The 5,525-nt window shown below is 40.7% G+C and carries 5 protein-coding genes; 1 reads left to right on the top strand and 4 read right to left on the bottom strand.

Features of this window, described 5'->3' with window-relative positions:
- Positions 1-388 precede the first annotated feature (388 nt).
- Entirely contained in the window at positions 389-532 is a 144-nt protein-coding gene (locus tag F6J94_RS29350; RefSeq protein WP_293046807.1) for a hypothetical protein, read from the top strand.
- A 284-nt stretch (positions 533-816) separates the two neighbouring features.
- On the opposite strand, the gene F6J94_RS29355 is transcribed toward F6J94_RS29350, so the two are convergent.
- The 4 genes from F6J94_RS29355 to F6J94_RS29370 form a co-directional block, all read right to left on the bottom strand.
- On the bottom strand, positions 817-1,560 hold the full coding sequence (locus F6J94_RS29355) for a right-handed parallel beta-helix repeat-containing protein (protein WP_293046809.1): 744 nt from the start codon (positions 1,558-1,560) through the stop codon (positions 817-819).
- Between the two features lie 66 nt (positions 1,561-1,626).
- Positions 1,627-2,061, bottom strand: a complete 435-nt coding sequence (locus tag F6J94_RS29360; protein WP_293020323.1) for a helix-turn-helix domain-containing protein — start codon at positions 2,059-2,061, stop codon at positions 1,627-1,629.
- 519 nt (positions 2,062-2,580) lie between these two features.
- Positions 2,581-3,360 carry a 16S rRNA (uracil(1498)-N(3))-methyltransferase gene (locus tag F6J94_RS29365; protein WP_293046811.1) on the bottom strand — a complete coding sequence of 260 codons (780 nt, stop codon included), beginning with the start codon at positions 3,358-3,360 and terminating at the stop codon, positions 2,581-2,583.
- 420 nt (positions 3,361-3,780) lie between these two features.
- A complete protein-coding gene (locus F6J94_RS29370) occupies positions 3,781-5,181 on the bottom strand; it encodes a TldD/PmbA family protein (protein ID WP_293046813.1) in 1,401 nt (466 codons plus the stop codon).
- Positions 5,182-5,525 lie beyond the last annotated feature (344 nt).

Raw genomic sequence — 5,525 nt, forward strand, 5'->3', positions numbered from 1 at the left:
AAAATTGCTGGAAATTCAGACAGTAAAGGATTTTCACCCTTTGTTGCTCAACCAACGCAGTATCGAGATTATCCAAAATTGCTGTAATTTCCGATAACTAACCTGCGTTGCTCAACAAGGGGCGATCGCGATTATCCAAAATTGCTGTAAATTCCGACAGTAAAGGATTTTCACCCTTTGTTGCTGTTGCTAGCGCTATGGAGATTATCCGAAATTGTTGGAATTTTCGATAACTACCGAAATCGATTAAGCTAGCGCTATGGAGATTATCCGAAATTGTTGGAATTTTCGATAACTATCGCGTGTTGCTCAACAAGGTGCTATCGTGATTATCCCAAATTGCTGTAATTTTCGATAACTATCGCGCGTTGCTCAACAAGGAGCTATCGTGATTATCCCAAATTGCTGTAATTTCCGACAATCCAAGGATTTTCACGGCTTTGTTGCTGTTGCTAGTGCGATTGACATGCAGTCACGCTACGCGATCGCGATTATCCCAAATTGCTGGAATTTACGACAGTCAGAGGATTGAGTGGAAAAATTTAACTACTGTTATAGTTATCCACAGCTTAAGCTTGCCAATGTGAATGATAGGGCGATCAACACGGCTGAAGGCGTACGCACAATCATCCAAAATTGCTGAAATTTCCGACAGTCAACGAATTGGAGTGAAAAAGTTATCCCAACCTTATGTCATTAACCTCTCATTATTGAGAATTGCCCACTCTTTCAAACTGATCATGCCTCAAAATTTAGGGCATAAGGCAATAGAAAGACCTAGTATACCAGCAATTCCTAACTATAAGGGTTTATTAGTCATAAGAATAGACGAAAGAATGGATTACGTCCTTTTTCAATTTTACTTCCTGGAAAAGGATGGTTTTCGAGTTGACAGCGACGAAAAGTGGGATTGCTACCTTTACTGATATCAACTCCTGGAGCAGTATTACCATAAATGTCGCAGTCTTCTATGGTGCCTAATCCATTGTATGTAATCCAAATTCCGTCTTTTTTTCCATCATAAATACGACAGCGACCAATCGTGGGATTGCCAACTTTGTCAATATACACTCCTGAATAAGTATTGCCATAGATGTCGCAGTCTTCTATTACTCCTTGACCATTATCTTTAATCTGAATACCGTTACCTTGCCCATCATGAATACAGCAGCGACGAATAATGGGATTTGCTTTAGAACCACAAATAACTATACCACAGTCATAGGCAGTCAGATCACAATCTTCAAGGATTAACTGTCCCTTGGGGACACACACACCTACAGTGCATTCTCGCAAAGTTAAGCCTCGCACTATTGCATAGTCTGTTTGCATCAGAATGCAGTTCAGATTAGTGGCCTCAATAACAATATCGGAGACTTTCCCATCTCCTAAAATTTCTAGGGATTTATCAATAACAATGCTTTCTCTGTAAATCCCTGGCTTTACTAAAATTCTGGTTTCAGGTTGGGCATTTTTAATCGCCTCCCCAATTGTTGTATAGTCAGCCGGATCCGATTTAGCAACAACTACGGTTTTCTTTGAATAAAAATTACTTGTCACAGTCTAAAAGTATTTAACGATTCACCGCTAGTTCCCCTAAAAAGACCCAAGAATACCAAAGTCCCACTAGCCAAAAAGTTTGGTCAAAATTTCCACAGAAGGATCAACTTCCAGCCACACTGTAGCTCCACAATCCTTGGGACAATTAGGTTGATAAACTAACCGAGACGGTCCTTTGATTTCCACATAATGACCGTAGGTGTTGCGATTACCTTGTTTGACGGTTAGGACAGGCTCGTAGGTGTCGTTCTTTTTATTTTGCCTAATGACGTTCTGGTTGACATGAACGTAAGTGGCCACCTTTTGGAAACCTCTTCTCCAGGTTCCCTTTGGTCCACGGCGACCGGGACTGACCTTGGGCAAGCCGTTAAATAGGGGAATTTGCCAAAATCTGCCAACTTTTTGAGCACCCTTAATTCTGCCATTTTTGAGAAGTTGACGGACTCGTTGGACACAAATTCCTAGAAGAAAAGCTGCTTGGGTAGTTCCGACTACGGTCATTTTTTTTGCTCCTTTAATTAGCGCTATACTTATAATAACACATTATTTCTGTATTTGCCAAATTTTTACAAAAATTCATAAAGTGATACCGGAAATTTAAATAGCGCTACTCTTTTAGGGGTTGTAAAGAGTATATGGGATGATTAGTGTTGATGGCTATACTATAGCGCTAATTTAATTTTGGGATTCATGGAAGCTATACTATAGCGCGAACCTTATTCAGGGCTTACGGGGTGTATAAAGTAATTGGATTTAATCTTTTTTTAAAATAGCGCTATATTTATTTCGAGCAAAAATTATCTAGCGCTATTTTTATTTCAGTTAGCTTACTATAACGCTATAGTTTGCGAAAATTTGGTGATCAAAATTTTTTTACTAGCCCTACCCTTTTAGAAGAGTTAAGGGTTGTATGGGTTGATTAGATTGAATTTCACACTTAAACTAGCGCTATAGTAATTGAATTGAACCATGGACAAACCCAGTTTATTGCCTAAGTTGCCCATGGATGTTATTAATTGCTTAAGCAAAATCCTCACCGTTTGCCTTAACTGATGATTCCGACACTGCTGCTACTATAGACAAGCTAACAATAGGAGCAGTGATAGCTCGGAGAATACGACTTCCTAGAGAAACAGCGATAAATCCAGCAGCAGTAGCTTGTTCTAGCTCTTGAGTTGTCCAACCACCTTCCGGTCCGGTAGCAATGACAATGCCAGGATGTTGAGCAGGGTCTGTTTGGCCAGTATCCAATCCTAATCGTAAATCTAATAAGCAATTGAGTAGATGGGGAGTCTTTCCCCGAGCTACACAAATATAGCGATAGGCTTCTAGGGTTTCGGGTAACTGAAGACTATCGGAAAAGTCAACAGGGTCAAGAATTTTCGGCACAACTTCCCGTTCTGATTGCTCTGCGGCTTCTTGGGTAATCCGTCGCCACCTCTGGAGCTTTTGAGGACTAGGATTGAGTAAAGTGCGATCGCTTTTTAACGGCACAATCCGAGTCACTCCCAACTCCGTTGCCATCAGACAAATTTGCTCAAATCCACTCCCTTTAGGCATAGCCGCCATCAAGGTTACCTGTTTAGGCAATTCAGTTTGAATGTGCTCAGATGCGACAATTTTAGCTTGAGTCAAATCACCTTCTAGCTCGCTAACGTACCAGCCACCCTCTCCATCCATAGCAATAAAGCGATCGCCCTTTCTCAGCCGCAACACTCTAATTAGATAATGCTGTTGGGCATCAGTTAAAACAATCCCTTGGTCTTGACACTGTGTAGGTGATATCACCAACCGTTGCATACTGATTCTCTGACTACTGTTATTTCCAGAGCCGCTTTTCCCTATTTGAGAATGTAGAATGTAGAATGTAGAATTTAGAATGAATAATTTTGGGTATTCAGTAGCTTTTATGCTAAAATTCCAGTTAAAAAAGTCAGAAAGCTTAATCTACAGGGAAAATTAGGCTATTCAACGAATAAAATTTGCTGAATACGGCCTCTGACCACTGTTTTATCTTCTCAAAACCGGTTTCACCTCTTACTTAAAGACTGTTTATTTAGCATAACAAGTACAGAATAACTATAATTTATAATTCTAAATTCCACATTCTAAATTCCACATTCTTTATTCTTCATTCTTCATTCTTTATTCTTCATTCTTCATTCTTCATTCTTCATTCTTTATTCTTCATTCTTAATTCTTAATTCTGATAGAAAACCTTCAACCTTCAACTTCTCCACCAACTACCACATTCCGAATCCTTAAACTTGGTCCTGCACAGCCTACAGCTAAGCCACTTTGTCCACCTTTACCACAGCCACCGGATTCATCCCAATAGAAATCATCACCAATAGCTTCAATATCAGCTAAGGTCTTGAACACGTTACCAGAAAGGGTGACATCTCGCACAGGTTCAGCAATTTGACCATTGCGAATCATCCAAGCTTCTCCAGCGCTAAAGGTAAACATTTCGCCATTAGTCATACCTCCTAGCCAATTGCGAGCATAAACTCCTACTGTGATATCATCGAACAACCGTGCTACTGGAGTAGCTCCGGGTCCTATCCAAGTATTAGTCATCCGAACAATCGGCGGATAGTGGTAATTGAGACAACGAGCATTACCAGTAGGGGTTTCGCCTAACCTACCAGCGGTTTCACGGGAGTGAAGACGTCCAACTAATACACCATCTTTAATCAACTGAGTGGTAGTGGCTGGAGTGCCTTCATCATCGTAGAAATAGCTACCCCGGTGTCCTTGGGGAGCAGCTCCATCAAAGATTTGTAATTCTTTTGGGCCAAAACGACGCCCTATACTCATCACTTCCAGTAAGTCAGGATTTTCATAAGCCATGTCGGCTTCAGAAAGGTGTCCAAAGGCTTCGTGGACAAACAAACCAGTCAGAATGGGGTCGATAACTACTGTATAATTACCACCTGTAACTGGTGGTAAGGATAGAGCATCGACAGCACGTTGAGCTGCTCCATGGACTTGTTGATCAAGATTGGTTAGGTCTTCATAGCCTTGGCGAGAGCCAATAGTTTCTCTACCAGTATGGACAGTATCACCATTACGAGCAGTAGCAGCAAAACGCATTTCCAGATCTGCCCAAGACTGCTCTATCAAGGTACCTTCAGAAGTAGCAATGATGATGCGTTGGTTAATATCCCCATACCGGACAGAAGTAGTAGCAATGCTATTGTCATAACTTCTGAGAATTTGATTGTAGCGATCGCATAATGCTTTCTTCTGTGCCAAGGGAATTTGCCTAGGGTCTGTACCAGTCAGGGGTAACTTACAAACATCCTGTATTGGTTCAATAGGAGCAAGGGTGGTTTCTTGATTACCCACAATCATAGCTGCTGCGATCGCATCTTCGACTCGTTCTTTAATAGCGCTAAGCTGGTTAAAACTCGAAAAACCCCATCCTCCATTATAACATGCCCTTACTTGTCCACCGATAGACAGACCTTCACTCAGGGTTTCTATCTTGTCACCCCGTAATAAAATGCTAGTTCCTTCGGCTTCTTCTAAGCGAATGGCTAAGTAATCGACGCGGGAGCCATATTGAGCAATTAGGTCACAGAGTAAGTTTTTGGTATCGGTTAGGACAATGGGCATAGTAGGGAAAAGAGCAAACAACTATTCTATTGTGCAGTGATTAGGTGATCGAGTGCTATTGTAAGCATTCAGCCGTCAGCTATCAGCTTATGTTCTTTGTTTTACGTGAGATGATGTTAAAACTTACAATATTATAGCACAATTTACCCCTTAGATTCTTCAACATAAGCAGCAAGGTAACCCTCAACCCTAGTCACTTCAATAATATTGACTACTTGTGACAATTCACACTATTATCCAGAAGGAGCATCAACATCTCAAAACCAAATCATAACTATTAACAATATTGATAATCATAACAATAACAAAAAAACTTAAACCAATAATATTATTGCTTACCCCTT

This window comes from Moorena sp. SIO1F2 (genome assembly GCF_010672755.1).
Lineage (GTDB): Bacteria > Cyanobacteriota > Cyanobacteriia > Cyanobacteriales > Coleofasciculaceae > Moorena.